This is a genomic window from Pseudomonas sp. SCPG-7, from assembly GCF_002156405.1.
In the GTDB taxonomy this organism is placed as follows: domain Bacteria; phylum Pseudomonadota; class Gammaproteobacteria; order Pseudomonadales; family Pseudomonadaceae; genus Aquipseudomonas; species Aquipseudomonas parakoreensis.
This window is the reverse complement of the sequence record NZ_MVOO01000007.1, coordinates 245,792-267,434: the sequence shown is the minus strand read 5'-3', so window position 1 is coordinate 267,434 and position 21,643 is coordinate 245,792. Positions and strand designations below refer to the sequence as shown.

22 protein-coding genes are annotated in these 21,643 nt (G+C 59.8%); 12 read left to right on the top strand and 10 right to left on the bottom strand.

Going from position 1 to position 21,643, the window contains the following annotated elements; genetic code table 11:
- The first annotated feature begins 100 nt into the window (after positions 1–100).
- On the top strand, positions 101–1,564 hold the full coding sequence (locus tag B1722_RS15925) for a glyceraldehyde-3-phosphate dehydrogenase (protein WP_003226583.1): 1,464 nt from the start codon (positions 101–103) through the stop codon (positions 1,562–1,564).
- Between the two features lie 182 nt (positions 1,565–1,746).
- Here the strand turns inward: B1722_RS15925 and B1722_RS15920 are convergent, their stop codons facing one another.
- Positions 1,747–3,048 carry an MFS transporter gene (locus tag B1722_RS15920; protein WP_041068976.1) on the bottom strand — a complete coding sequence of 434 codons (1,302 nt, stop codon included), beginning with the start codon at positions 3,046–3,048 and terminating at the stop codon, positions 1,747–1,749.
- Positions 3,049–3,120: 72 nt separating this feature from the next.
- Here B1722_RS15920 and B1722_RS15915 point away from each other — a divergent pair, with 72 nt between their 5' ends.
- Together B1722_RS15915 and sthA are read left to right on the top strand one after the other, a co-directional pair.
- Positions 3,121–4,170, top strand: a complete 1,050-nt coding sequence (locus B1722_RS15915; RefSeq protein ID WP_174376663.1) for an FAD:protein FMN transferase — start codon at positions 3,121–3,123, stop codon at positions 4,168–4,170.
- A 197-nt stretch (positions 4,171–4,367) separates the two neighbouring features.
- Complete coding sequence (gene sthA, locus B1722_RS15910) at positions 4,368–5,762, top strand: Si-specific NAD(P)(+) transhydrogenase (protein ID WP_041068973.1); 1,395 nt, start codon at positions 4,368–4,370, stop codon at positions 5,760–5,762.
- 42 nt (positions 5,763–5,804) lie between these two features.
- Here sthA and B1722_RS15905 read toward each other — a convergent pair whose 3' ends face one another.
- Together B1722_RS15905 and B1722_RS15900 are read right to left on the bottom strand one after the other, a co-directional pair.
- The gene (locus B1722_RS15905; RefSeq protein WP_041068969.1) at positions 5,805–6,527 is read right to left on the bottom strand and encodes a glycerophosphodiester phosphodiesterase family protein; all 723 of its coding nucleotides are present in this window, start codon (positions 6,525–6,527) and stop codon (positions 5,805–5,807) included.
- A gap of 13 nt (positions 6,528–6,540) precedes the next feature.
- Complete coding sequence (locus B1722_RS15900) at positions 6,541–7,122, bottom strand: PilZ domain-containing protein (RefSeq protein WP_041068966.1); 582 nt, start codon at positions 7,120–7,122, stop codon at positions 6,541–6,543.
- Between the two features lie 94 nt (positions 7,123–7,216).
- Here B1722_RS15900 and B1722_RS15895 point away from each other — a divergent pair, with 94 nt between their 5' ends.
- The 3 genes from B1722_RS15895 (at position 7,217) to B1722_RS15885 (ending at position 10,575) form a co-directional block, all read left to right on the top strand.
- Positions 7,217–8,467 carry a lipoprotein-releasing ABC transporter permease subunit gene (locus tag B1722_RS15895; protein ID WP_041068963.1) on the top strand — a complete coding sequence of 417 codons (1,251 nt, stop codon included), beginning with the start codon at positions 7,217–7,219 and terminating at the stop codon, positions 8,465–8,467.
- 7 nt (positions 8,468–8,474) lie between these two features.
- The gene (gene lolD, locus B1722_RS15890; protein WP_174376664.1) at positions 8,475–9,161 is read left to right on the top strand and encodes a lipoprotein-releasing ABC transporter ATP-binding protein LolD; all 687 of its coding nucleotides are present in this window, start codon (positions 8,475–8,477) and stop codon (positions 9,159–9,161) included.
- A 169-nt stretch (positions 9,162–9,330) separates the two neighbouring features.
- Positions 9,331–10,575: a lipoprotein-releasing ABC transporter permease subunit gene (locus B1722_RS15885; protein ID WP_041068958.1), complete on the top strand. Its 1,245-nt coding sequence runs from the start codon at positions 9,331–9,333 to the stop codon at positions 10,573–10,575.
- Between the two features lie 123 nt (positions 10,576–10,698).
- Here the strand turns inward: B1722_RS15885 and B1722_RS15880 are convergent, their stop codons facing one another.
- Both B1722_RS15880 and B1722_RS15875 read right to left on the bottom strand, forming a co-directional pair.
- Positions 10,699–12,048, bottom strand: a complete 1,350-nt coding sequence (locus B1722_RS15880; protein ID WP_086793381.1) for a heavy metal sensor histidine kinase — start codon at positions 12,046–12,048, stop codon at positions 10,699–10,701.
- Positions 12,048–12,728, bottom strand: coding sequence for a heavy metal response regulator transcription factor (locus B1722_RS15875; RefSeq protein ID WP_086793379.1), 681 nt, complete (start codon positions 12,726–12,728; stop codon positions 12,048–12,050). The genes B1722_RS15880 and B1722_RS15875 overlap by 1 nt, the downstream gene beginning before the upstream one ends.
- Before the next feature lie 155 nt (positions 12,729–12,883).
- On the opposite strand from B1722_RS15875, the gene B1722_RS15870 reads away from it, so the two are divergent.
- Both B1722_RS15870 and queF read left to right on the top strand, forming a co-directional pair.
- Positions 12,884–13,417 carry a plastocyanin/azurin family copper-binding protein gene (locus tag B1722_RS15870; RefSeq protein WP_041073999.1) on the top strand — a complete coding sequence of 178 codons (534 nt, stop codon included), beginning with the start codon at positions 12,884–12,886 and terminating at the stop codon, positions 13,415–13,417.
- A 61-nt stretch (positions 13,418–13,478) separates the two neighbouring features.
- The gene (gene queF / locus B1722_RS15865; RefSeq protein ID WP_041074001.1) at positions 13,479–14,309 is read left to right on the top strand and encodes an NADPH-dependent 7-cyano-7-deazaguanine reductase QueF; all 831 of its coding nucleotides are present in this window, start codon (positions 13,479–13,481) and stop codon (positions 14,307–14,309) included.
- Between the two features lie 96 nt (positions 14,310–14,405).
- Here queF and B1722_RS15860 read toward each other — a convergent pair whose 3' ends face one another.
- Positions 14,406–14,669 (bottom strand): DUF4404 family protein, encoded by a 264-nt coding sequence (locus B1722_RS15860; protein ID WP_041074003.1) that lies wholly within the window; start codon positions 14,667–14,669, stop codon positions 14,406–14,408.
- A gap of 108 nt (positions 14,670–14,777) precedes the next feature.
- Positions 14,778–15,398, bottom strand: coding sequence for a hypothetical protein (locus B1722_RS15855; RefSeq protein WP_041074005.1), 621 nt, complete (start codon positions 15,396–15,398; stop codon positions 14,778–14,780).
- Positions 15,399–15,596: 198 nt separating this feature from the next.
- Here B1722_RS15855 and B1722_RS15850 point away from each other — a divergent pair, with 198 nt between their 5' ends.
- Entirely contained in the window at positions 15,597–16,286 is a 690-nt protein-coding gene (locus B1722_RS15850; protein ID WP_041074007.1) for a VacJ family lipoprotein, read from the top strand.
- 51 nt (positions 16,287–16,337) lie between these two features.
- Here the strand turns inward: B1722_RS15850 and B1722_RS15845 are convergent, their stop codons facing one another.
- The gene (locus B1722_RS15845; RefSeq protein WP_041074008.1) at positions 16,338–16,637 is read right to left on the bottom strand and encodes a PilZ domain-containing protein; all 300 of its coding nucleotides are present in this window, start codon (positions 16,635–16,637) and stop codon (positions 16,338–16,340) included.
- Between the two features lie 274 nt (positions 16,638–16,911).
- Between B1722_RS15845 and rssB the strand changes: the two genes are divergently transcribed.
- Together rssB and rssC are read left to right on the top strand one after the other, a co-directional pair.
- The gene (rssB, locus tag B1722_RS15840; protein ID WP_041074010.1) at positions 16,912–18,096 is read left to right on the top strand and encodes a two-component system response regulator RssB; all 1,185 of its coding nucleotides are present in this window, start codon (positions 16,912–16,914) and stop codon (positions 18,094–18,096) included.
- Positions 18,093–18,575, top strand: coding sequence for an anti-sigma factor antagonist RssC (rssC, locus tag B1722_RS15835; RefSeq protein WP_003226553.1), 483 nt, complete (start codon positions 18,093–18,095; stop codon positions 18,573–18,575). Before rssB ends, rssC begins: the two co-directional genes overlap by 4 nt.
- 215 nt (positions 18,576–18,790) lie before the next feature.
- Here the strand turns inward: rssC and tal are convergent, their stop codons facing one another.
- Both tal and B1722_RS15825 read right to left on the bottom strand, forming a co-directional pair.
- Positions 18,791–19,717, bottom strand: coding sequence for a transaldolase (gene tal, locus B1722_RS15830; protein WP_086793377.1), 927 nt, complete (start codon positions 19,715–19,717; stop codon positions 18,791–18,793).
- A gap of 207 nt (positions 19,718–19,924) precedes the next feature.
- Entirely contained in the window at positions 19,925–20,875 is a 951-nt protein-coding gene (locus B1722_RS15825) for a glycosyl hydrolase family 5 (RefSeq protein ID WP_086793375.1), read from the bottom strand.
- Between the two features lie 292 nt (positions 20,876–21,167).
- Here B1722_RS15825 and B1722_RS15820 point away from each other — a divergent pair, with 292 nt between their 5' ends.
- Entirely contained in the window at positions 21,168–21,608 is a 441-nt protein-coding gene (locus tag B1722_RS15820) for a low molecular weight protein-tyrosine-phosphatase (protein ID WP_041074014.1), read from the top strand.
- The last annotated feature ends 35 nt before the right edge of the window (positions 21,609–21,643 follow it).

The window sequence follows — 21,643 nt, the reverse complement described above, 5'->3', positions numbered from 1 at the left end:
AATTTTTTTGAACGGAATTTTGTTACCGATTGCGCGACAAGCGCGCATTGCTACAAGAGGTTCTCGGCGGCATAATGTAGCCCCTTTTTTCTGCCCCTACATGTGGAAGGTTCCCGTGACTCAGAAGCCCGACCAGTGTCTTGGTGAATGGATCGACCGTGAAGCACTCGCAGAAGCGATGATTCCGCTTATCGGTCAGCTCTACCGCAATAACAACGTGGTGAGCTCGATCTATGGCCGCAGCCTGATCAACCAGTCTGTCATCGCGATTCTCAAAGCTCACCGCTTTGCTCGCCACCGTTCCTCCGACGATAGCGAACTCTCCGTCCACGAAACATTCCCTCTGCTGAAAGCCATGAGCGAGCTCAAGCTCGGCGCAGCTTCGGTAGATCTGGGCAAGTTGGCGTTCAAATTCCGCAGCGAAGGCAATGGCCGCAGCGCCGAGCAGTTCGTGCGTGAAGAACTGGCTGACGTGGTTGGCCAGCAAAACGCTTCGGCCCGCAAAGGCACTGACGTTGTGCTGTACGGCTTCGGTCGTATCGGCCGTCTGCTGGCGCGCATCCTGATCGAGAAAACCGGTGGTGGCGACGGTCTGCGTCTGCGTGCCATCGTCGTGCGCAAGGGCGCCGAAAACGACCTGACCAAACGCGCCAGCCTGCTGCGTCGCGATTCGGTACACGGCCCGTTCAACGGCACCATCGTCATCGACGAAGAAAACAACACCATCACCGCCAACGGTAACCTGATCCAGGTGATCTACGCGAAGAACCCGACCGAGGTGGATTACACCCAGTACGGCATCAAAGACGCGCTGCTGGTGGACAACACCGGTGTGTGGCGTGACGCCGATGGCCTGGGTCAGCACCTGCAATGCCCGGGTGTGGCTCGCGTTGTTCTGACCGCGCCTGGCAAAGGCAAGCTGAAGAACATCGTTCACGGTATCAACCACAACGAAATCACCGCTGACGACAAGATCGTGTCCGCCGCTTCCTGCACCACCAACGCCATCGTGCCGGTGCTGAAGGCTGTGAATGACAAGTTCGGCATCATCAACGGTCACGTCGAAACCGTTCACTCGTACACCAACGACCAGAACCTGATCGACAACTTCCACAAGGGCGATCGCCGTGGCCGTTCCGCCGCACTGAACATGGTGATCACCGAGACCGGTGCTGCCACCGCTGCTGCCAAGGCTCTGCCTGAGCTGGCCGGCAAGCTGACCGGTAACGCGATCCGCGTTCCGACGCCAAACGTGTCGATGGCCATTCTCAACCTGAACCTTGAGAAAGCTGCCAGCCGTGAGGAGATGAACGAGTACCTGCGCTACATGGCGCTGCACTCCGATCTGCACAAGCAAATCGACTTCGTCAACTCGCAGGAAGTGGTGTCCACTGACTTCGTGGGTTCGCGTCATGCCGGTGTGGTCGACGCTGAAGCGACCATCGTTCAGGACAACCGCGTTGTGCTGTACGTCTGGTACGACAACGAGTTCGGTTACAGCTGCCAAGTGGTTCGCGTGATGGAAGACATGGCCGGTGTAAACCCGCCAGCGTTCCCGCGCTAAGCTATAGCTGCAAATGAAAACGCCCCGGCTTAGGTCGGGGCGTTTTTTTATGCCTGGCAGATCTCTATTGCCTGATCCGGCCTCATCGCTGGCAAGCCAGCTCCCACAGGTTTCCTGGCAGGCTGCGCAATGGCATGTACGCCTCAAGACCTTGTGGGAGCTGGCTTGCCAGCGATGGCGTCCTATCGGGCCCCACCTGTCACAGCGGCTTGCGCAGTGCGCAATTCATGTTTGTTCCCGCGGAACAGCACCAGCGTCGCAATCAACCCCAGCACCGCCGCACCGCTGAGCCAGATTCCCGGCGCAGCCTTGTTGTCCAGCACGTGAATCAGGTAAGTACAGGCCGCAGGCGTAAAGCCGCCAAAGGTCGCTGTCGCCAGGCTATAGGCCAGCGAGAACCCGGTCGTACGCACTTCCACCGGCATGATTTCGGTCAGCGCCACGACCATCGCGCCGTTGTACGAGCCGTACAGGAACGACAGCCACAGCTCGACGATCAGCAGATGACTGAAGCTCGGGTTCGCCACCAGCCACGACAGCGCCGGGTAAGCGGTCAGGATCGCCAGAAGGGTCGCCGCCAGCAGTAGGGGTTTGCGCCCGATCTTGTCGGACACCGCGCCCATCACTGGCAGCCAGAAGAAGTTCGACAGACCGATGCACACCGTTACCAGCAGCGCGTCGAAATCCGACAGATGCAGTTCAGCCTTGCCGAAGGTTGGGGTGTAGGCGGTGATCAGGTAGAACGAAACCGTGGTCATCACCACCAGCGCCATGCCGGCGATGACGATGCCAAAGTTCTGACCGATCGAGCGGACGATTTCCCGCAGGGTAGGGCGATGTTTACGCGCCTGGAATTCCGGGGTTTCCTCCAGCGAACGACGAATGACGAAGATCACCGGAACGATCATGCAGCCGATCAGGAACGGCACGCGCCAGCCCCAGTCACCCATTTGATCCGGGCTTAGCCAGTGGTTGAGGCCAACGCCGAGCAGACCGGCGAACACCACCGCCGCTTGTTGGCTGGCAGACTGCCAACTGACAAAAAAGCCCTTGCGGCCCGGCGTGGCGATTTCCGCCAGATATACCGAAACACCGCCCAGTTCGACGCCAGCCGAGAAGCCTTGCAGCAAGCGACCGAACAGCACGATCAACGGCGCTGCGACACCCAGAGTGGCGTAACCCGGCACGCAGGCGATCAGGATCGTACCGGCGGCCATCAGCGCAAGGGTAATGATCAGGCCCTGGCGACGACCGTGACGGTCAATGTAAGCGCCAAGGAAGATCGCCCCCAGCGGACGCATCAGGAAGCCTGCACCGAAAGTCGCCAGGGAAAGCATCAGGGAAGCGAAGGCGCTGTCGGCCGGGAAGAAGGTTTTGGCAATGGCCGTGGCGTAGAAGCCATAGACCATAAAGTCGAACATCTCGAGAAAGTTGCCGCTGACAACGCGAAAAATCGCTTTGCCTTTGCCCGTGGTCGAGGACATTTTCAGTTACTCATTATTGGTTTCTTGTAACGCGTTGCATCCGATGGGGAGCGTGCGGGCCTTTGATCCATAATGGCCGGCGCGCTTTTATGGGGAGATGAAGAATTGTTCACTGGACGATGGGTTGGGCTTGTGAGTGTGGTGGTTGTCCTCGTGGCCTGTGGCAACGGTGATTCCCTGGAAAGTTTTGGTGGCCCGACCATGGGCAGCACGTATTCGATCAAGTACGTGCGACACGCGGGTATTGCCGAGCCGGCGCAAGTTCGCCGGGAAGTGGAAGGTATCCTCGCTGACGTGGATCGACAGATGTCGACCTACCGCAGTGATTCCGACATCGAGCGCTTCAATGCTTTGCCGGCGAACAGCTGTCAGACCCTGCCTGCCGCTGTGCTTGAATTGGTCCGCGTTGGCGAACAACTGTCAGAGCAAAGCGAAGGTGCCTACGACTTGACCGTCGAGCCGCTGATGAATCTGTGGGGGTTCGGCCCGCAAGGGCGTGAAGAGAAAGTCCCCGACCCCGCCGTGCTGGCCGAAACCCTGCAGCGAGTCGGCTACCGCCATTTGCGTATCGACGGCGACCGCTTGTGCAAGGACGCCGCTGTCGAAGTCGACTTCAACAGCATCGCCGCCGGATACGCCGTCGACACCATCGCCGCCAGGCTCGAGTCGATGGGCATCCATGACTATCTCGCCGAAGCCACCGGTGAGCTAAAGGCCAAGGGCAAGAAGCTTGATGGCTCATCCTGGCGTATTGCGCTGGAGGCGCCGCGTGATGATCAACAGGTGGCCGAACGGATCATTCAGGTCGACGGCTACGGGGTTTCCACCTCCGGGGATTACCGTAACTATTTCCTGCAAGGTGGCCGGCGCTATTCCCACACCTTCGATGCGCGGAGCGGGGCGCCGGTCCTACACAGCCTGGCGTCAGTTACGGTGATTCATCCTTCAGCGTTGATGGCCGATGGACTATCGACGCTGTTGCTGATTCTCGGGCCTGATCGGGCTTGGGACTATGCCGAAAAACACGACATTGGTGCATTCTTCGTGATTCGTGCCGATACAGGCTTTGTTATTCGCACCAGTGCGGCTTTCGAGCGCCTGAGTCGCGCAAAAGTTGACTGAAAACAGTACGAAAGCTGGCGTTGTAGTGCAGGCAAAAGTAGCCTACGACGCGACCAAGGGTTAATGTGCGCGGCGTTGACGCTTCTATAGACTGTGTCCGGGTTCTTTACTGACCCCCAATTGTTCCTTCGCGCCACGATTCGGCGTGATTTAGCCGCCGGTGCTGCTGGCACCGCGGCCTGTTCTGAGGAGTACGCATGGCTGTCTACAACTACGACGTGGTGGTGTTGGGTTCCGGCCCGGCGGGAGAAGGCGCGGCAATGAACGCCGCCAAAGCAGGGCGCAAGGTGGCGATGGTCGACAGTCGTCGCCAGGTCGGCGGCAACTGCACCCACCTGGGAACCATCCCGTCCAAGGCCCTGCGTCACTCGGTGCGGCAGATCATGCAGTTCAACACCAACCCGATGTTCCGGGCGATCGGCGAGCCACGCTGGTTCTCCTTCCCGGACGTGTTGAAAAGCGCTGAAAAGGTTATCTCCAAACAAGTCGCTTCGCGCACCGGCTACTACGCCCGTAACCGCGTCGACGTGTTCATCGGTACCGGCAGCTTTGCCGACGAGCAAACCATCGAAGTGGTCTGCGCCAACGGCGTGGTCGAGAAACTGGTGGCCAAGCACATCATCATCGCTACCGGTTCGCGTCCGTATCGCCCGGCGGACATCGATTTCAATCACCCGCGTATCTACGATAGCGACACCATCCTCAGCCTCGGCCACACCCCGCGCAAACTGATCGTGTACGGCGCCGGCGTGATCGGTTGCGAATACGCTTCGATCTTCAGCGGTCTGGGCGTATTGGTTGAACTGGTGGACAACCGTGGTCAGTTGCTGAGCTTCCTCGACTCGGAAATCTCCCAGGCGTTGAGCTACCACTTCAGCAACAACAACATCACCGTGCGCCACAACGAAGATTACGATCGCGTTGAGGGCGTCGATAACGGGGTTATCCTGCACCTGAAGTCCGGCAAGAAGATCAAGGCCGATGCCTTGCTCTGGTGCAACGGCCGTACCGGTAACACCGACCAGCTCGGTCTGGAAAACATCGGGGTCAAGGTCAACAGCCGCGGCCAGATCGAAGTCGACGAGGCTTACCGCACCTGCGTGCCGAACATCTACGGCGCCGGCGACGTGATCGGCTGGCCAAGCCTGGCCAGTGCCGCCCACGACCAGGGTCGCTCGGCGGCCGGCAGCATCGTCGATAACGGTAGCTGGCGCTTTGTGAATGACGTGCCGACCGGTATCTATACCATTCCGGAGATCAGCTCGATCGGCAAGAACGAGCAGGAACTGACCCAGGCCAAAGTGCCGTACGAAGTCGGCAAGGCGTTCTTCAAGAGCATGGCGCGTGCGCAGATCGCCGGCGAGCCGCAAGGCATGCTGAAAATCCTGTTCCACCGTGAAACCCTGGAAGTGCTGGGTGTTCACTGCTTCGGTTATCAGGCGTCGGAGATCGTGCACATCGGTCAGGCGATCATGAACCAGCCGGGTGAGTTGAATACGCTGAAGTACTTCGTCAACACCACGTTCAACTACCCGACCATGGCCGAAGCCTATCGGGTAGCGGCGTACGACGGCCTCAACCGGCTTTTTTGACGGGCTCCGGCCGGTGGCCTGAGCCGGCCGGGGAGACCGATTTCAGCAATTCTCGAGGGTGGCAGTGGCCAAACCGGGAAAGTCTGTAATCAGGCTGTCAACGCCGAAGTCGGCGAGTCTGCGCATCAGCGCAGGCTCGTTGACGGTCCACACCGAGACATGCAGCCCCTGACGCTGCGCCTTCTGCAGGCGTTCCGGCGTACACAGTGTCCAGTTCAGCGCCAAGATCTCACAGCCATAGCTGGCGGCGACCTTCAACGGGTCGAGCCAGGCGTATTCGGCGACCAGTCCACGCGATACGTCCGGCACCAGCTCCAGCGCCGCCTTCAGCACTTCCCGCGAACTCGAAGTAATGGTGACCTTGTCCAGCAAGCCATGACGCTGGGCCATTTCGCGAATCGCCAACACGGTGGTGGCGGCGCGGGTGCGTGAAGCGCTTTTGACTTCCAGTTGCCAGTGCTCGAAATCGCACTGTTCGAACAGTTCTTCCAGAGTCGGAATCGGGCACGGCTTGATCCAGCCCGGGCCGCCCTTGCGCGCGTCGTAGGTCACCAGTTCGGCGGCGGTGTGCTCGACCACCTTGCCGCGCCGGTCGGTGGTGCGCTTGAGGGTCGGGTCGTGGATCACCATCAGCTCGCCGTCCTTGGACAGGTGCAGATCCAGTTCGCAACGGCGTACGCCGTGCTTGAGACATTCCTGAAAGCTGGTCAGGGTGTTTTCCGGTGCTTCGCCCTTGGCGCCGCGGTGGCCGTAGATGAGGGTCACGGTGCTTCCTTAATTAAATGCCTAATTCGTTCTGTTCACGGGCCAGGCGTCGTTCCTGGGCCTGTTTCTGCAAGATATAACGGGCGAGCAACTGGCGCTGGGCGTCGGTCAAGTGTTCGAACTCGGTGCCGACGTCGTAGCCATCGCCCTTGCGGTCGCAATGGGTCACGCGGGCACGCAGCAGCAGGCCCAGCGCCTGCGGCATCAGCACCAGTTTCACCGACAGGTGCGCGCCCGTGGCGATTGGCGTCGGGTGCTGAAAGTCGATTCCGCCTTCGGAGAGGATCACCGGTTGCGGCTCGCCAATGTGGCCGAGCACGGTCAGGGCGACCACCTGGCTGAGCAGGTCGATGCGTTTGTTCTGGGATTTGAGGAACGCGGCAATCGCCCGGTCGCGCTCGCTGATCTGGCGCAACAGGTGCTGCGACTCGAATTCGCTCAGGTGCAGTTCGCTGAGCAGGTTGAACAGCGGGGAAGCATCCTGCAACACTTCCTGGCCTGCGGCTTCGGGAGCGGACAGGGGCCGAATTTCCAGTGCGATCATGTCCTCGATACGGTAGTATTCGCGGCGATCTTCTTCATCTAATGTCGACATGGCGAACCCATGGTAGCGGCGGTGGTCTGAGTGTAAAGCTGGTTATCGACCCCCGCCACAAGGACGTTCCTTTTCCCTCCGAACAAGCCCCGACATGTTCAGACCTCTCTTCGTATTTATCGGCACGCGTTATACCCGTGCAAAGCGTCGCAATCATTTTGTGTCATTCATTTCCCTGACTTCGATGATCGGGCTCGCCCTCGGCGTGATCGTGATGATCGTGGTGCTATCGGTGATGAACGGCTTCGATCATGAGATGCGCACCCGCGTGCTGGGCATGGTGCCCCACGCGACTCTTGAAACCGGCGAGCCGATCAACGATTGGCAGAGCCTGGCCGCCAAGGTCAAACGCAACCCTGAGGTGACGGCGGTTGCGCCGTTCACCCAGATGCAGGGTTTGCTGACCAACAACGGCCAGGTGTCCAAGGTGTTGCTCAACGCCATCGACCCCGCGCTCGAGCGCAATGTGTCGATCATCGACAACTTCATGAAGCAGGGCAAACTCGACGATTTGACGCCGGGCAGCTTCGGCATCGTCATCGGCGACAAGGCCGCGACCAAGCTCGGCGTAGGCCTGGGTGACAAGGTCACCTTCGTCGCGCCGGAGGTCAGCGTGACCCCGGCCGGGATGTTCCCGCGCATGAAGCGCTTTACCGTGGTCGGCATCTTTCATGTTGGCGCCGGTGAGCTGGACGGCTATCTGGGCGTCACCAACCTGCAGGATCTGGCGAAGATGCACCGCTGGAAGCCTGATCAGGTGCAGGGCATCCGGTTGAAGTTCGATGATCTGTTCCAGGCGCCGCGCGTGGCCTGGACCATCGCCCAGCAGTTGGGCGAAGACCATTACTACGCCCGCGACTGGACCCGTACCCACGGCAACCTGTATCAGGCGATCCGCATGGAAAAAGCCATGATCGGTCTGCTGTTGCTGCTGATCGTCGCGGTGGCTGCGTTCAATATCATTTCCACGCTGGTGATGGTGGTGAATGACAAGAAGAGCGACATCGCCATTCTGCGTACCCTCGGCGCTACGCCGGGGACGATCATGCGTACGTTCATGGTGCAGGGCACCGTGATCGGCGTGGTCGGTACGGCGATTGGCGCGGTGCTCGGTATTCTCGCCGCGCTCAACGTCAGCGCTGCAATTTCCGCCCTCGAAGGGCTGATCGGCCACAAGTTTCTCAACGCCGACGTGTATTTCATCGATTACCTGCCCTCGCAGGTGCAGAGCCAGGACGTGGTCATGGTCTGCGCCGCTGCGTTGGTCCTGAGTTTCCTCGCCACCCTGTATCCCGCCTGGCGTGCCGCGCGCACCCAGCCGGCGGAGGCGCTACGTTATGAGTGAGTCGGGCATGAGTGATAAAGCAATCTTGAGTTGCCGCAACCTGGGCAAATCCTACGAGGAAGGCCCGGAGTCGGTGCAAGTGCTGGCCGGTCTGCAACTGGAGTTGCACCCGGGCGAGCGTGTGGCGATCGTCGGCAAATCCGGTTCGGGCAAAAGTACCTTGCTCAACCTGCTGGGCGGTCTCGACACCCCAACCGAGGGCAGCGTCTGGCTTGACGGCGAAGAACTGTCAGCGCTGAGCGAAAAGAAGCGTGGCCTGCTGCGTAACCGTGCCCTCGGGTTCGTGTACCAGTTCCACCACTTGCTGCCGGAATTCACCGCGCTGGAAAACGTCTGCATGCCGCTGCTGATCGGCAAGACCGCGATCCCGCAAGCACGTCAACGCGCTACGGCGTTGTTGGAGCGCGTGGGACTGGGCCATCGTCTGGAGCACAAACCGGCCGAGCTGTCCGGTGGCGAGCGCCAGCGTGTGGCCATCGCCCGTGCGCTGGTGAACAATCCAGGCCTGGTGATGCTCGACGAGCCAACCGGCAACCTTGATTCGCACACCGCCGAAGGCATCCAGGATCTGATGCTGGAACTCAGCACTTCGATGCGCACGGCGTTCCTGGTGGTGACTCACGACATGAACCTGGCCCGCCAGATGGACCGCGTCCTACAACTGCAGGAAGGCTGCCTGAATCCAATCGCTTGAGAGCTACTGCGCTCGGAAATACTGCGTTAAAAACAGGCTCGGAATGCTCATTTACAGCCAGTAGACTCCGCTTCCTCGCCTGTTTTTGCCTTGTCTTTCCTTCGCTCGCTACGCTCTCAAACGATTGGCCGCTTTTTTAAGCTTGATTTTTTATACGGTGCCCCAGCGAATGTTCAGACCGTTATCGATCTTTATCGGCACGCGCTATACCCGCGCCAAGCGCCGCAATCGCTTTGTTTCGTTCATCTCGATGACTTCGATGATCGGGCTCGCCCTCGGCGTGCTGGCGATGATCGTGGTGCTGTCGGTAATGAACGGCTTCCAGCGCGAGATGAGCTCGCGCATCCTCGGCATGGTGCCGCACGCGACCATCGTTGGCGTCAAGCCGATCGATGACTGGCAGCCGGTGGCCGCCGCCGCGCTGAAAAATCCCGAAGTGACCGCCGCCGTGCCGTTCACCGAGATGGAAGGCATGCTGTCCTACAAGGGTTTGATGCAGCCGATCCAGATCAGCGGCGTCGATCCGGCCCAGGAAGGCAAGGTGTCGATCGTTGCCCAGCACATTGTGCAGGGACGTCTCGATGACCTGAAACCGGGTGAGTTCGGCGTGGTGATCGGTGAAATCACCGCGCGCCGCTTCCGCCTCAACGTCGGCGACAAGATCACTCTGATCGTGCCGGAAGTCAGCACCGCACCGGGTGGCATTACCCCGCGCATGCAGCGCCTGAACGTGGTCGGTGTGTTCAAGGTCGGCGCTGAACTGGACGGCTCGATGGGCCTGATCCACGTGGCCGATGCCGCGACCATGCAGCACTGGCAGCCGAATCAGGTGCAGAGCGTGCGCCTGGCGGTGAAGGATCTGTACGCTGCGCCGAAAGTCTCATCGGACATCGCCGCCGGGCTCGGTGCCGAGTTCAAGGCTGACGACTGGACCCACACCCAGGGCAGTCTGTTCAGCGCGATGAAAATGGAAAAAACCATGATCGGCCTGCTGTTGCTGATGATCGTTGCGGTGGCGGCGTTCAACATCATCGCCACGCTGATCATGGTGGTGAACGACAAGGGCGCGGACATCGCGATTCTGCGCACCATCGGCGCCACGCCACGGCAGATCATGGCGATTTTTATGGTGCAGGGCACGGTGATTGGCATTGTCGGTACCCTCATCGGCGGCGTGCTTGGCGTAATTGCCGCGCTGAACGTCAGCGAGATGGTCGGCTGGGTCGAGCGCGTTACCGGGCAGCACATCTTCAGTTCCGACGTGTACTTCGTCAGCAACCTGCCTTCGGAATTGCAGGGCGGGGATGTGCTGTTGATCTGCTCGGCGGGCTTTATTCTGAGCTTCCTGGCGACGGTGTACCCGGCGTTGCGGGCAGCGAAGATTGAGCCGGCTCACGCGCTGAGATATTCGTAAGCGCTGAAATCGCCATCGCGGGCAAGCCCGCTCCCACAGGTATTGAGTTGCGTCACCATTATGTGAACGACACAAAACACTGTGGGAGCGGGCTTGCCCGCGATGGGGCCGTACCTGCTGGCCTCAAGCCCCCTTGGGCAACTCGATCACAAACCGCGTCCACCCCGTAGCCGATTCGCAATGAATCTGCCCACCATGGGCGCGGACGATCGATTGGGTAATCGCCAGCCCCAACCCCGCATGCTCACTGCTGCCTTCCTGCCGCGCCGGATCGGCGCGATAGAACCGGTCAAACAGCCGTGGTAACAGCTCTGCCGAAATCTCTTCGCCACTGTTCTCCACCGACACCTGCACCGCGTGTGGCTGATCGACGATGGACAGGCGCACGCTGCCTGACGCCGGGGTGAAGCGCAGCGCGTTATCCAGCAGATTCGACAAGGCCCGGCGCAGCATGCTGCGATCGCCTTCTATACGCGCATGACCTTGGCGGCTCAGCGTCACCCCGGCGTCTTCGGCCGGTGGCGCGAAGAATTCGAGCAACACATCGCTTTCATCCGCCAGTTCCAGCGCCTCGCGCTTGGGCATCAGCAAACCGTGGTCAGCCTTGGCCAGATAAAGCATGTCGTTGACCAGCTGTGCCATCCATTGCAGTTCTTCGAGGTTGCTGTGCAGGGCTTCGCGGTAATCCTCAAGCGGCCGCGGGCGAGTGAGGGTGACCTGGGTGTGGGTCAGCAGGTTCGACAGCGGTGTGCGCAGTTCATGGGCGATGTCGGCAGAAAACGCCGACAGCCGTTGAAACGAGTCATCGAGGCGTCCGAGCATGGCGTTGAAGCTGTGGGCCATTTCCGCAAGCTCTGGCGGCATTTGCGCTTCCGGCAGTCGGGCATTCAGCGATTGTGCGGAAATCCCACGCGCTACTGCACTCATACGGCGCAACGGACGCAAACCGCTGCGCGCCGCCCACGCGCCGAGCAGCGCGGTGGCCAGCGCCGACAGCCCGACGGTCAGCCAGATCAGATGCTGCATCCGTTGCAGGAAGTGCTGGTGGTGGGTGATGTCCAGCAGCAGCGTCAGTTGTGGTGTATCGGACTTATCCGGGTAGAGCGGGGCGTTGAGCACGCGGTAGTCGGCGCCGTCATGGCTGATGGTCGACAGGCCGGATTGTTTCGGCAACGCCGTAGGGATCTGCGTCGAACTGTCGTACCAGCGCTGACCGTCACTGCCGGTAATACGCAGCGCCAGATCGGCCTGGCGGCTCAGCTCATCCGCCAGCCGCGCCTCACGCTGAGCGGGTTGCACATCCTGCAAGGCCCGGCGCAGGCCGATCAGTTTGCCATCCAGCAATTGCTGATCGAGCTCAATGAAGTGCGCCTCGCTGGCGCGGCTGAACAGCACCCCGGCGAACAGCGAGACCACGGCGGTGCACGCGGCAAACAGCAGAGCCAGACGAGAACTCAGCGACAGGCGACGCATCAGGCTGGACGCTCTTCAAGCACGTAACCCATGCCACGCACGGTGTGGATCAGTTTGTTGGGGAATTCATCGTCGATTTTCAGACGCAGGCGACGGATCGCCACTTCGATCACGTTGGTGTCGCTGTCAAAGTTCATGTCCCAGACTTGCGAGGCAATCAACGATTTCGGCAACACTTCACCCTGACGGCGCAGGAGCATTTCCAGCAGGGCGAATTCCTTGGCGGTGAGGTCGATGCGCTGGCCACTGCGTTCGACCCGGCGGCGAATCAGGTCCAGGCGCAGGTCGGCCAGTTGCAGACTGGTTTCCTGGGGTGTCGCACTGCCCCGGCGTAGCAGGCTGCGCACCCGCGCCAGCAACTCGGAGAAGGCGAACGGTTTGACCAGATAGTCGTCGGCGCCGAGTTCGAGGCCATGAACCCGATCCTCGACTGCATCTTTGGCGGTGAGAAACAGTACCGGCGTGTCGAGGCCGGCACTGCGCACCGCGTGCAGAATCTGCCAGCCACTGCGCCCGGGCAGCATCACGTCGAGGATCAGCAGCGCATAATCACCGCTCAACGCCAGTTGCTGGCCGCTGTTGCCGTCGGCCACCAGTTCCGTGTTGAACCCGGCCTCGGTCAAGCCCTGGCGCAGGTAGTGGCCGGTTTTCGGTTGGTCTTCGACGATCAGCAGTTTCATGGGCGACTCGGATATAGAGAAACGAAAACGTTATACCGTGGGAACAGACGGCGCGCGCCAACCTGACAAAGTTGTAATCTGCCTGTCAGGTAGCTGCCAGCGCAGGCGGGCTAGAGTTTCCCACAGGCTGAACCTTTTCTTGTTGGAGTATGACTATGTTGTTGCGCAATCCTCTGGCCGTCGCCGCCTGTTTACTGGCGTTGAGTTCACCTGTCTGGGCCGCGCCCGCACACACTTATGATTTTGGCCAACCGGCACCAGCAGCCAAGGCTACTCGCAGCATTGAAGTTGTACTGAACGACATGTCGTTCGACCCCAAGGCGATTCAGGTCAAGGCCGGTGAGACGGTTCGCTTTGTCCTGGTGAATAAAGGTCAGTTGCTGCACGAATTCAACCTCGGTGACGCGGCGATGCATGCCAGACACCAGCAGGAAATGCTGCAGATGCAGCAAAGCGGCATGCTGACGCCTACCGGCATGAAAGAAATGTCCCACGACATGGCGGGCATGGATCACGCCAGCATGGGCCACGGCATGAAGCACGACGACCCCAACAGCGTGCTGGTCGAGCCGGGCAAGACCGCCGAGCTGACCTGGACCTTCAGCAAGGCCACCAACCTGGAATTTGCCTGCAACATTCCCGGTCACTACCAGGCGGGCATGGTCGGCAAACTGACTGTCAGTCAGTAAGCACTCAAAGGCGGGCGCAAAGGCTGATAGAATCCGCTGATTCTTCAGTCAGGTTTCCGCCATGCATCCCGCAGCCGAACATTCGCCGCTGGGCAAATCCAGCGAATACATCGCCACGTACACGCCGTCACTGCTGTTCCCGATTCCGCGCACCGCGAAATGGGCCGAACTGGGCCTGACCGCCGAAACCCTGCCGTATAAAGGTGTGGATTTCTGGAACTGCTTCGAACTGTCGTGGCTGCTGCCGTCGGGCAAACCGGTGGTGGCGATCGGTGAATTCAGCATTCCGGCGGATTCGCCGAACATCATCGAATCGAAGTCGTTCAAGTTGTACCTGAACTCGCTGAACCAGACGCCGTTTGCCGACATCGCCAGCCTGGAAGCGACGCTGGTCAAGGACCTGTCGGCCGCTGCCGGCAAACCGGTCGGCGTACGCGTACGCAGCCTGAAAGAGGTCGAAGCCGAAGGCGTCGTGGCGTTGCCGGGCGTGTGCATCGACGATCTGGACATCAGCGTCAGCAACTATGAGCATCCGCGTCCGGAACTGCTGCGTTGCGATGATTCGCGGATTGTCGAAGAGAGCGTGCACAGCCATCTGCTCAAATCCAACTGCCCGGTGACCAGCCAGCCAGACTGGGGCAGCGTGGTCTTGGAATATCGTGGCGCGGCGCTGGATCACGCGAGCCTGCTGGAATACATCGTCAGCTTCCGCCAGCACTCGGACTTCCACGAGCAGTGTGTGGAGCGGATCTTCCTCGACCTGCAGCGTTTGCTGAAGCCGGAGAAGCTCACGGTGTTTGCACGGTATGTGCGCCGCGGCGGGCTGGATATCAACCCGTATCGCAGCACTGAAGCGGTACAACTGCCGAACCACCGACTGGTCCGTCAGTAAGATCAAAAGGTCGCAGCCTGCGGCAGCTCCTACATGAGATTCCCTGTAGGAGCTGCCGCAGGCTGCGATCTTTTGCTTTTTTGGGATACCCGGGAATCAGATCCCCATGCTGCCCAGCGCATTGACGATATTGCGCAGGGTGCCGGCAATGGCCGGGTGTTCGAGTTCAAAGCGGTCAACCGCCAGGTTCACGCCATCGGCGATACTGGCGTCCTGGGTGGCGCTTTCCAGTTTGATTTCGGTTTCAATCTGCGCCATCAGCGCATGCAGATCTTCACGCTCGGCTTCGGACAGCGGCGGATTCTGCTCCAGTTGCTCGCGCAGGGTGTCGAGTTGTTTTTGCAGTTCTTGGGCGGGCATGGTGGTTTCCTTTTATCAAGAGGCACTGGCATTGACCGCAGCCGCGCGCCAAAGGTCTATGGCTGACCTTTAGATTAATCCACTCTGTTGCAACCTGCATGATCCCGGTCAGGGCTTTTCGCCCTTGAGGCGGCGCAGGTTGATGTCGGCCAGGCAGGTGTCGAGTTCGCCCAGGTGGTCGATCACCGAATGCACGCCCAGATTGAACAACTGCAGGGTCGCCTTGCCGCGGCGCTGTTCGCGTTCCTGTTGGCTCAAGGCTTGCCACTCGCTCGGCGACAGGCCGCACAACGAGCCGCAGGAGGCCAGGCCAATGGTCCACAGTCCGGCGTTGAGGCCCGCTTGCAGCAGGCGCGGCTCGCCACTGACCAGCACGCAGCCATCCAGGCGGCTGACGTTCAAGCCCATCAGTGCCTGCCAGCAGGCATTCGGCGCGGGCCATGGATTGATTGTTGCTGAATATTGCGTTGGTTTGATCCACGCCGGCAGCGAGGCCGCCAAAGGGTGCGCGAGGGCAGGGGGCAACTCATCGATCCACGCACAGGGAATCTCCTGGCGCTGCAGGCTGAGCAGGCTGTCGAGGGCGCCGGGTGTGGCGTCGGCGTGCTCGGGCAGCATGCTGGCGTGTTGCCGGGCACGGGCACCGAAATCCACCAGACAGCCACTGAGTCCGAACAGCACGGCGGTCAGGCCGGGCGCGGCGACAGGCAAGGCTTCAGCGTGGGTCATGGCAACGTCCCTGAAATAGTCACGAGGTTAGGCGACATCGGTGACAGCTGGATGACAGGTGTGTGAAGGCGCTCTCTGGAAACGTCCTGCATTACTCTTGACAGGTAGACTGCCCAAAACGGCTTTTGCGCTTATACTAGCGGTCTTAACGCTTGGGCCGACGGTGCCCGCGCCAGTACGAATCCAAGGAGCTTTTCTATGCGCTGGAGCAATCCTCTCGCTCAGCTATGTGTATGTGCCAGCGTCTTGCTGGTTCCGTTCGCCGCCAATGCTGCAACGGAAGAAGACCCTTGGGAAAGCGTCAACCGCCCGATCTTCCAGTTCAACGACTTCGTTGACACCTACGCGCTCAAGCCGCTGGCGCAGGGCTACGAGTACGTGACGCCGCAGTTCCTTGAAGACGGCATCCACAACATGTTCCGCAACGTCGGTGACGTCACCAACCTGGCGAACAATATTCTGCAGGCCAAGCCCGCAGCCGCTGGTGTCGATACCGCGCGCATCATCTTCAACACCACGTTCGGCCTGCTGGGCTTCTTCGATGTCGGCACCAAAATGGGCCTGAATCGCAGCGATGAGGACTTCGGTCAGACCCTCGGTTACTGGGGCGTCAGCAGCGGCCCTTACGTGATGCTGCCGTTGCTCGGCCCGAGCACCCTGCGTGATGCGCCGTCGAAGTACGTCGACAGCTACACCGGTCCGTACCGCTACATCAACGACGTGCCTGTGCGTAACTCGGTGTTCGGCCTGAACATCGTCGACACCCGCGCCAGCCTGCTGTCGAGCGAGAAGCTGATCAGCGGCGACAAGTACACCTTCATCCGCAACGCCTACCTGCAGAATCGCGAGTTCAAGGTCAAGGATGGTCACGTCGAAGATGATTTTTAATCTCGACCGATGACAGAAGGCGGCCTGTGAGGCCGCCTTTTTTGTGTGCGCTTATTTCATCTTCAGAATGCTCAGGCCGAGCTTCTGGCTGTCGCCATCCTGGGCCTTGACCCAGACCACTTCGGTCTCCGCTTCCAGCCCGCTCAAGGCGGCATGATCGGAGTCGATGCGCACACTCAAGCGGTCGCCAACCGTGAACTGGCGCGGTGCCTCAACCTGCATGCCGCTGCTCGAGAGGTCGATGCACACGGCTGATACCTCATCACCTTCATGGATCAACACCACATCGGCATCGACCCGCATGCGGATGAAATCACGCTTTTCGCTGTAGTCCCGACCGGTTTGACTCATGGTTTTGACCTTCCATTGGGTTACGGTTTGAGCGGTTCTTATAACTCTCGGTGATTTGACAAGTAAAGTCGTCAAGCGACCATCGGCGCATGCTTGAAACGCCCCGCGGATGGGAGTACCGTCTGCGCCTTAGAAGGGCACCTCTGGTGCAATCGCGTTCCGGGCCACTGCCCGAAAGCGGTGCAGCAGAGAGGCTAGAAAGCGAATCCAGTAGTCTGAGCCGGGCCGATGCCCCGCCTGCTACGCCAACCTAATTCTGGCGCCGTTTGCCCACATGCCAAAAACCAGTGCCACGCTGCTGATAATCGATGATGACGAAGTAGTGCGCGCGAGCCTCGCGGCCTATTTGGAAGACAGTGGTTTCAGCGTCCTGCAGGCCAGCAACGGCCAACAGGGTCTTCAGGTATTCGAGCAAGACAAGCCCGACTTGGTCATCTGCGATCTGCGCATGCCGCAGATGGGTGGTCTCGAACTCATCCGTCAGGTCACCGAGCGGTCACCGCAAACGCCGATGATCGTCGTTTCGGGTGCCGGCGTGATGAACGACGCGGTCGAGGCGCTGCGCCTGGGTGCGGCGGACTACCTGATCAAGCCTCTTGAAGACCTGGCCGTGCTCGAGCACTCGGTGCGTCGCGCGCTGGATCGTGCGCGCCTGCTGCTGGAGAACCAGCGCTACCGCGAGAAGCTGGAGAAGGCCAACCGCGAGCTTGAAGCCAGCCTGAACCTGCTGCAGGAAGACCAGAACGCCGGTCGCCAGGTGCAGATGAACATGCTGCCGGAAAGCCCGTGGCGCATCGACGAGTTCCAGTTTGCCCACCAGATCATCCCGTCGCTGTACCTGTCGGGTGATTTTGTCGACTACTTCCGCGTCGACGAGCGTCGGGTGGCGTTCTACCTGGCCGACGTGTCGGGGCATGGTGCCTCTTCAGCGTTCGTCACCGTGCTGCTGAAGTTCATGACCACGCGCTTGCTGTTCGAATCCAAGCGCAACGGCACATTGCCGGAATTCAAGCCTTCGGAAGTCCTTGGTCATATCAACCGGGGGCTGATCAGTTGTAAGCTGGGCAAACACGTCACAATGGTCGGTGGAGTCATCGACGAGGAGACCGGTTTGTTGACCTATAGCATCGGCGGCCATCTGCCGTTGCCTGTGTTGTACACGCCTGACAGTGTTCGTTACCTCGAAGGCCGCGGTTTGCCAGTGGGCCTTTTCAACGAGGCCACCTACGAAGATCACGTGCTTGAGCTGCCACCGACGTTCAGCCTGACGCTGATGTCTGACGGTATTCTGGATCTGTTGCCAGAACCTACGCTCAAGGAAAAAGAAGCCGCTTTGCCACAACGGGTGAAGTCGGCGGGCGGCAGCCTGGATGGTCTGCGGCAAGTGTTTGGATTGGCCACGCTAGGGGAGATGCCGGATGATATCGCCCTGTTGGTGTTGAGCAGGAACCTTCAATGAGTACCGGTAGAATCCAGTTCGCCGAGCAGGACGGCACCTTCGTCCTGAAGTTCGTCGGTGAAGTTCGCCTGACCCTGTGTTCGGCGTTGGATGCGACTATTGAGAAAATCTTCACCGCGTTGAATTTCAACGCGATCGTGATCGATTTGACCGAAACCCGCAGCATCGACAGTACCACCCTGGGCCTGTTGGCCAAGCTGTCGATCCTGTCGCGGCAAAAGGTCGGCCTGCTGCCGACCGTCGTCACCACCCACGAAGACATCACCCGGCTGCTGCAGTCGATGGGCTTCGAGCAGGTGTTCAACATCGTCAACCACCCGGTGCCGTGCCCCGAGTGTCTGGACGACCTGCCGGATCAGGATCAGTCGGAAGAAGTGGTGCGGATCAAGGTGCTTGAAGCGCACAAGATCCTCATGGGGCTGAACGACTCCAATCGTGAAGCCTTCCATGATCTGGTGAATGCCCTCGAAAGACACTGATTCTTTGGGGTTGAGGTTGTCTGTTCCGGCCTCTTCGCGGGCAAGCCCGCTCCCACAGTGATTGAGTGAACCCGAGATCTTCATTCCACACCTGACCCTGTGGGAGTGGGCTTGCCCGCGAATGCGTCAGTCCAGACGATGCATCTTCCGGCACTGCATAAATAAAAAGGGCGAACCCAACCGGGTTCGCCCTTTTTGCATTTCAACCGCTCAGATCACAGCTTGGCCTGCAACAGCGCCTCGAGCTTCTCCTGGTCACGGGCAAACTGACGGATGCCCTCAGCCAGTTTCTCGGTAGCCATCGCGTCTTCGTTGGACAGCCAGCGGAATTGCGCTTCGTTGAGGCTCAGACGCGCTTCGCCGGCGTGGCCCGGGGCGAGTTTGCGCTCCAGTTTGCCGGTGTCGGCTGCCAGCTTGTCGATCAGGTCCGGGCTGATGGTCAGGCGATCGCAGCCGGCCAGTTGTTCGATCTGGCTCAGGTTACGGAAGCTGGCGCCCATGACCACGGTCTTGTAGTCATTGGCCTTGTAGTAGTTGTAGATGCGGGTGACCGACTGTACGCCCGGATCATCGGCACCGGTGTAGTCGTTGCCGTTGGCCTTCTTGTACCAGTCGTAGATGCGGCCCACGAACGGCGAGATCAGGAACACCCCGGCGTCAGCGCAAGCGGCAGCCTGAGCGAAAGAGAACAGCAGGGTCAGGTTGGTCTGGATGCCTTCCTTCTCAAGAATCTCGGCTGCGCGGATGCCTTCCCAGGTCGACGCGATCTTGATCAGTACGCGGTCACGGCCGATGCCGGCCTTGTCGTACAGCTCGATCAGGCGATGTGCACGCTTGAGCACGGCGTCCTGGTCGAACGACAGGCGCGCATCCACTTCGGTGGAAATGCGGCCCGGGATCACGTTGAGGATTTCCTGGCCGACGGCGACGCCGAAACGGTCGCTGGCCAGGCCCACGTCGCCCTTGCAGTCGCTGACGCAAGCGTTCAGCAGCTCGGCGTAAGCCGGGATGGCGGCGGCTTTGAGCAGCAGGGAAGGGTTGGTGGTGGCGTCGACCGGCTTGACCCGGGCGATCGCTTCGAAGTCGCCGGTGTCGGCAACCACGGTGGTCATCTGTTTGAGTTGTTCCAGCTTGGAAGTCATGGGTGTGCTCTGTCCTGTGGGTTTGACGACATTACCCGAGCGTTGACAGCCACTCAAGGGCATCAAGGCGTAACGGGTTCCCCGGGGGCAACAACCTGAGAACGGCTGTTTGAAGGGTGGGGCGCGGTATCGATGAATACGATGCCAAAATCGGCCGCAGGTTCAAAGCAACTGACGGCCAGCGCCCCTTGAGCACATTGATGGAGGTTATTGCTGGCTCAGCTGGGTTTTGACCGCAGTTTCTGCCGGTTTCGGCTGGCCATCGGACGTCAACAGACCGAAATTCTTTTCGCGGTCATTGCTGCCGGTGTCGCTGTTTTTCCATTCGTAAATCGAGGTCAGGGCAATGTTGCGGGTTTTGATATCGGCCACGAATGCGCTGATTTTGCTGGCCTGCCCCTCAATCCCGCCGTTGGAGGCGAGCGCCGAGATGCCCCATTCGCTGATCACCCCCGGCAGATGGAAGTTCTGCTGGATAAACGCCTGGGCGTTGCTGATCTGTGTACCGGTCATGCCGTACGGATGGTAGGAAACCGCGTTGAGGCACTTGGGGTACTCGCTGACGATTCGGTTAAGCGCCACCGTCGACGCCGAGCCGGCCGTTGGCGGCCGGGCAAAACCAAAACCGATCACCGGGGCGGCGGGTGGCTTGTCCTGCAGGGTCTTGCACGCCGCGCTCATGAACGGCACGAACGTCGTGTCGAAGTTACCGGTCGGCCAGTAGGTGCCCAGGTCCGGCTCGTTCCACAGTTCAATCGCCACCAGTTGCGAACCGTAGGTTGCCGCCAGACTGGTCAGCGCGTTGGCATACGCAACCCCAGCGTTCGCCAGATCACTGGTATTCAACGGCTTGGTCGCGCGCAGGGTCATCAATACCGGCAGACCCGCCGCGCGGGCCACGGCGAAGGCCTCGCTGACCTGTTTCTGATAGGCCGCGCTGCTCAGGCTGTCGGTCCATACGCCGAAGCGTACGAAACTGAAGCCGGTGGCTTTGACGTGCTCGGCGTCGGCGGCGGAGAAGGTCTGGACTTTGACCTGAACCCCGATGGTCTTGTTGGTGGGTAATGCCGGGAACAGATCACTGGCGTGGACATGGCTGGCGCTGCCGAGCAACAACAGGGTCAGGGCGCCCAATCGGTTGAGATGTGCTGACTTCATGTCGGTTCTCCTGATGAGAAATGACAACGGCGAAAAAAGTATCTCGTGATAACTGCTTCGAAACTAACAAAGGCACTAAGTGCGCCAATGTTATTTTTTGTCAGGAAAGCAAGACCTGAAAATCACAGTTATTTTTAGTCCGGTAATTCTGTTTTGGCGGCTTTTGAGGCTGTGGTACTTAATACGCTGGTACTAACAGGGCGAATCTATTTCTGAGTGCAGGATGATCTAGTGGGTTCATTAAGATTCGCACTAGATGTTGGCAGAATGATATTACACAGGAAAGTAAACCTTGTTCAGAAATATCCTGGTTGTGTGCGTTGGCAATATTTGCCGAAGTCCGACAGCAGAACTTCTGCTGCGCAACGCGCTGATCCCCTCAACCATCTCCGTGACTTCCGCAGGCCTCGCAGCGCGAGTCGGCGAAGGCATGGAAGCCTCGGCACGCCAGGTGCTGGAAGACCACGGGCACAGCGCCGAGGGTTTCCGGGCCCGGCAATTGACCGCCGATATCGTCAATGAATCAGACCTGATTCTGGTGATGGAAAAACAACATGTGAATCAGGTGCTGAAGATTGCTTCGCACGCCCGAGGCAAAGTATTTCTTCTTGGCAAGTGGCAGAGCGAACGAGAAATACAGGATCCGTATCGTCAAGGTAAGGCCGCTTTTATTCATGCCCATGCATTGATTGAAGATGCTGTTAGCTCGTGGGCGCAGCGCCTCGGACATTGATGAATATTCTTCAGATCAGTGAATGGTAAGAAAGA

What these genes read in the sequence shown, in the direction of transcription:
- rssC (WP_003226553.1), top strand. Translation starts at nt 18,093, where the DNA reads ATGAGTACCGGTAGAATCCAGTTCGCCGAGCAGGACGGCACCTTCGTC.
- B1722_RS15900 (WP_041068966.1), bottom strand. Translation starts at nt 7,122, where the DNA reads ATGTCGACATTAGATGAAGAAGATCGCCGCGAATACTACCGTATCGAG.
- B1722_RS15825 (WP_086793375.1), bottom strand. Translation starts at nt 20,875, where the DNA reads ATGAAGTCAGCACATCTCAACCGATTGGGCGCCCTGACCCTGTTGTTG.
- B1722_RS15880 (WP_086793381.1), bottom strand. Translation starts at nt 12,048, where the DNA reads ATGCGTCGCCTGTCGCTGAGTTCTCGTCTGGCTCTGCTGTTTGCCGCG.
- sthA (WP_041068973.1), top strand. Translation starts at nt 4,368, where the DNA reads ATGGCTGTCTACAACTACGACGTGGTGGTGTTGGGTTCCGGCCCGGCG.
- B1722_RS15850 (WP_041074007.1), top strand. Translation starts at nt 15,597, where the DNA reads ATGCGCTGGAGCAATCCTCTCGCTCAGCTATGTGTATGTGCCAGCGTC.
- B1722_RS15855 (WP_041074005.1), bottom strand. Translation starts at nt 15,398, where the DNA reads ATGACCCACGCTGAAGCCTTGCCTGTCGCCGCGCCCGGCCTGACCGCC.
- B1722_RS15895 (WP_041068963.1), top strand. Translation starts at nt 7,217, where the DNA reads ATGTTCAGACCTCTCTTCGTATTTATCGGCACGCGTTATACCCGTGCA.
- B1722_RS15925 (WP_003226583.1), top strand. Translation starts at nt 101, where the DNA reads ATGTGGAAGGTTCCCGTGACTCAGAAGCCCGACCAGTGTCTTGGTGAA.
- B1722_RS15875 (WP_086793379.1), bottom strand. Translation starts at nt 12,728, where the DNA reads ATGAAACTGCTGATCGTCGAAGACCAACCGAAAACCGGCCACTACCTG.
- lolD (WP_174376664.1), top strand. Translation starts at nt 8,475, where the DNA reads ATGAGTGATAAAGCAATCTTGAGTTGCCGCAACCTGGGCAAATCCTAC.
- B1722_RS15885 (WP_041068958.1), top strand. Translation starts at nt 9,331, where the DNA reads ATGTTCAGACCGTTATCGATCTTTATCGGCACGCGCTATACCCGCGCC.
- B1722_RS15860 (WP_041074003.1), bottom strand. Translation starts at nt 14,669, where the DNA reads ATGCCCGCCCAAGAACTGCAAAAACAACTCGACACCCTGCGCGAGCAA.
- tal (WP_086793377.1), bottom strand. Translation starts at nt 19,717, where the DNA reads ATGACTTCCAAGCTGGAACAACTCAAACAGATGACCACCGTGGTTGCC.
- queF (WP_041074001.1), top strand. Translation starts at nt 13,479, where the DNA reads ATGCATCCCGCAGCCGAACATTCGCCGCTGGGCAAATCCAGCGAATAC.
- B1722_RS15845 (WP_041074008.1), bottom strand. Translation starts at nt 16,637, where the DNA reads ATGAGTCAAACCGGTCGGGACTACAGCGAAAAGCGTGATTTCATCCGC.
- B1722_RS15915 (WP_174376663.1), top strand. Translation starts at nt 3,121, where the DNA reads ATGGCCGGCGCGCTTTTATGGGGAGATGAAGAATTGTTCACTGGACGA.
- rssB (WP_041074010.1), top strand. Translation starts at nt 16,912, where the DNA reads ATGCCAAAAACCAGTGCCACGCTGCTGATAATCGATGATGACGAAGTA.
- B1722_RS15870 (WP_041073999.1), top strand. Translation starts at nt 12,884, where the DNA reads ATGTTGTTGCGCAATCCTCTGGCCGTCGCCGCCTGTTTACTGGCGTTG.
- B1722_RS15920 (WP_041068976.1), bottom strand. Translation starts at nt 3,048, where the DNA reads ATGTCCTCGACCACGGGCAAAGGCAAAGCGATTTTTCGCGTTGTCAGC.